The organism is Bacillus sp. JJ864 (assembly GCF_036963045.1).
Taxonomy (GTDB): Bacteria; Bacillota; Bacilli; order Bacillales; family Bacillaceae_G; genus Bacillus_A; species Bacillus_A pseudomycoides_C.
Genome location: NZ_JBALLY010000010.1, coordinates 1 through 3,205 on the forward strand (window position 1 = coordinate 1; position 3,205 = coordinate 3,205).

The 3,205-nt window shown below is 36.9% G+C and carries 4 protein-coding genes; all 4 read right to left on the bottom strand.

Annotated elements, in window-relative coordinates; all coding sequences use genetic code 11:
• Positions 1-177: 177 nt before the first annotated feature.
• Positions 178-612, bottom strand: a complete 435-nt coding sequence (fabZ, locus tag V7024_RS01950; protein WP_035430592.1) for a 3-hydroxyacyl-ACP dehydratase FabZ — start codon at positions 610-612, stop codon at positions 178-180.
• A gap of 478 nt (positions 613-1,090) precedes the next feature.
• Positions 1,091-2,092, bottom strand: coding sequence for a rod shape-determining protein (locus V7024_RS01955; protein WP_098917311.1), 1,002 nt, complete (start codon positions 2,090-2,092; stop codon positions 1,091-1,093).
• A gap of 159 nt (positions 2,093-2,251) precedes the next feature.
• Entirely contained in the window at positions 2,252-2,524 is a 273-nt protein-coding gene (gene spoIIID / locus V7024_RS01960) for a sporulation transcriptional regulator SpoIIID (RefSeq protein ID WP_020061467.1), read from the bottom strand.
• A gap of 317 nt (positions 2,525-2,841) precedes the next feature.
• A complete protein-coding gene (locus tag V7024_RS01965) occupies positions 2,842-2,976 on the bottom strand; it encodes an ABC transporter ATP-binding protein (protein ID WP_098917312.1) in 135 nt (44 codons plus the stop codon).
• Positions 2,977-3,205: the final 229 nt, after the last annotated feature.

The window sequence follows — 3,205 nt, forward strand, 5'->3', positions numbered from 1 at the left end:
CTGCACTTATTGTCTACTTTTGTTTTCAAACCTTGCACGTGGCAGGAAAAGGCCCTGACCGCTCCTATGCATCGCCAGTCCCTCTCGCCCATTTAAAAAAATGCTTTTCTGTCGGTTTTTCATAAAGTAACTGAGTAGTTACAAATAAATAAAAAAACCGTCATCATCATGACGGTTTTACTCTTTCTTATCTCCAAGCGCAAATGTAATTTCCGCTTCACATGCTACTTCACCATTTACAGTTGCGACTGCTTTTCCTTTGCCAATCGGACCGCGTACACGTGTCATTTCTACTTCTAAGCGAAGTTGATCACCTGGGCGTACTTGTCGTTTAAAGCGGCAGTTGTCAATGCCAGCAAAGAAAGCAAGACGACCGCGGTTTTCTTCTTTCTTTAAAACAGCAATTGCGCCGACTTGAGCTAATGCTTCTACAATAAGAACACCAGGCATTACTGCGTAGTCAGGAAAATGACCGTTAAAGTATTCTTCGTTTGCAGATACGTTTTTAATCCCTACCGCACGTTTTCCTTCTTCTACTTCAAGAACTTGGTCAACAAGTAGAAATGGATAGCGATGCGGGATAATTTCTTTAATTTGCTCTATATTTAACATCACATTTCGCTCCTTTTTTAGACATTAGTCTTAGTACTAGGTTATATTTATTATCCCACTTTGTTTATTATTTGTCATTACAAAAAAACGAAGCAGACTTTTCTGCTTCGTATCATTTAAAAAAAATGCATATACTCTTTCTTCTCTACAATTTTTGGTATAACAAGCATAAATACAGTTCACATGGAGATAGAAAAAGCATATGCCCAAGTTAGGGGAAGTCAATATACCAAAGGCATATTCACCTCAAATTGTCGTATTCGCTTTCATTATAATACAATTATATACAATATGAAAACGACAAAATTCAACATTTTTCCCTATAATAATCTATTTTTCTTTTTTTTTCTCCATTTTTCTTTAATTTTCGTAAAAACGATATATTTTTAAAAATAGATAAATAAATATATTGATTTTAAAAAAACGTTAGGATGTATGCCTAACGTTTTTCGTTCTTTCAATTGATTCCATTACGTCCCTATCGCAGAGCGCGTCGTGGTAATTTGTCAATGTTCTCAAGCATGATACCTGTTCCAACTGCTACGCAGTGCATTGGATTTTCCGCAATTAATACAGGTACTTTTAGCTCTTCTGCAAGAAGCATGTCAATGCCGTGCAATAATGCACCGCCGCCTGTTAAAATAACGCCGCGGTCAATAATATCAGCAGATAATTCAGGTGGTGTACGTTCTAATACACCTTTTGCAGCTTGTACAATAACAGCTGCATTTTCTTTCAATGCCTCTGTAATTTCTTCAGAGCCTACTGTAATTGTGCGAGGTAAACCCGTTACCATGTCACGACCGCGAATTTCAAGTTCTTCACTACGTGCACCTGGGAACACTGTACCTACTTTAATTTTAATGTCTTCTGATGTACGTTCCCCAATTAATAGCTTATACTTACGTTTAATATAGTTTAAGATCTCCATATCAAACTTATCGCCCGCCATTTTAATGGAAGAGGAGGTAACGATATCGCCCATAGAAAGTACCGCAATATCTGTTGTACCTCCGCCAATATCTACAACCATATTTCCGCTTGGTTGGAAGATTTCCATACCAGCACCAACAGCAGCTACTTTTGGTTCTTCTTCTAAGTACACTTTCTTACCGCCTGATCTTTCGGCAGCTTCACGGATTGCTTTTTGTTCTACAGACGTGATGTTTGTTGGACAGCAAATTAAAATGCGAGGTTTTGATAAAAAGCCTTTTACGTCAAGTTTGTTGATGAAATGTTTTAACATCGCTTCTGTAATTTCGAAGTCAGCAATTACACCATCTTTAAGCGGACGAATCGCTACAATGTTTCCAGGTGTACGCCCTACCATACGTCTTGCTTCTTCCCCTACTGCTAATACTTTTCCTGTATTGCGGTCAATTGCCACAACAGACGGTTCATTTAATACAATTCCTTTACCTTTTACATGAATTAATACGTTGGCCGTGCCAAGGTCAATTCCGATATCTCTCGCAAACATTCCTGTGCTTCCTCCTCAATATCTAAATCAGGTTAAACCCGAATTCTTTTATACCTAATTCCTAATTTTATCATATTCTTTCCTGAAACGTAATATTGAAGAAATGAATTATGCTGAAAAAAAAGTTACTTTTCTTCGGAATGTTTGCTTCATGTCAGATTATTGACGCACGATTTTTTCTGTATCCTCTTTTTGATACTTCTGTTTCGTCGCTTCGCCGCCTCGGAGATGACGAATTGACTTATGATAATCAAGAATTTCTTTCACTTCATTTGCGAGCTCTGGATTAATTTCTGGTAAGCGTTCTGTTAAATCTTTATGCACAGTACTTTTTGACACACCAAATTCCTTCGCAATAACACGAACTGTTTTTCTTGTCTCCACGATATACTTGCCAATCTTGATTGTTCTCTCTTTGATGTAATCGTGCACACCACTCGCCTCCCTAAATTGGATGTGAGAAGGGTGAAATGAGACTCGCTGCATGTGACTAAGCTGTAAGTTCGAGTGCTGTTTGTAAGCGCTACACTTTCTGGGATTTATAATAAAATGATCCACGATTTCTCACCTCAAACACTCTCTTTGCTTTGGTTTATAACCATTGTATTGCCCGCATTGTATTTATATGCTACAAGTTCTCTATTTTTGCGGACTACAGTGACAAAAATTACATTTTATTTTGAGAAATCGGTGAAAAATGAAAATTTCGCCTTTGAAAAGGCAAAAAAAATGACACCTTCTAAAAAGCGTCATTCCTCTCGATCAAATTCTTCTTCCAAAAGGCTTTGACGGGGGACCTCTTTCTTGCTGGTAATCAAATAATATAAGGAAAACAAAACAAATAATAAAATAATTGCAATTGACACAACAAATAATAACGACAAAACAATCCCCTCCTTTTAGTAATATATATATTCGAGAATTCTGTCCAATTTCCTTGCCGTTACAAGGTTTTTAAAAATACATTTTATTTTTATATGAAAATAAAACCATCAATTCTCGTATAGAGAGTTGATGGTTTTCTATATTACTCAGCTTGTTCAGAAGATGTCGTTTCGTTCTCCGCCGAACCATTTGTTGATTTCTCTTCTTTTTTCTTGTCATCAGCTGAGC

Excerpts from the sequence above, each read along its gene's own strand:
- V7024_RS01955 (WP_098917311.1), bottom strand. The coding sequence starts at position 2,092 with ATGTTTGCGAGAGATATCGGAATTGACCTTGGCACGGCCAACGTATTA.
- fabZ (WP_035430592.1), bottom strand. The coding sequence starts at position 612 with ATGTTAAATATAGAGCAAATTAAAGAAATTATCCCGCATCGCTATCCA.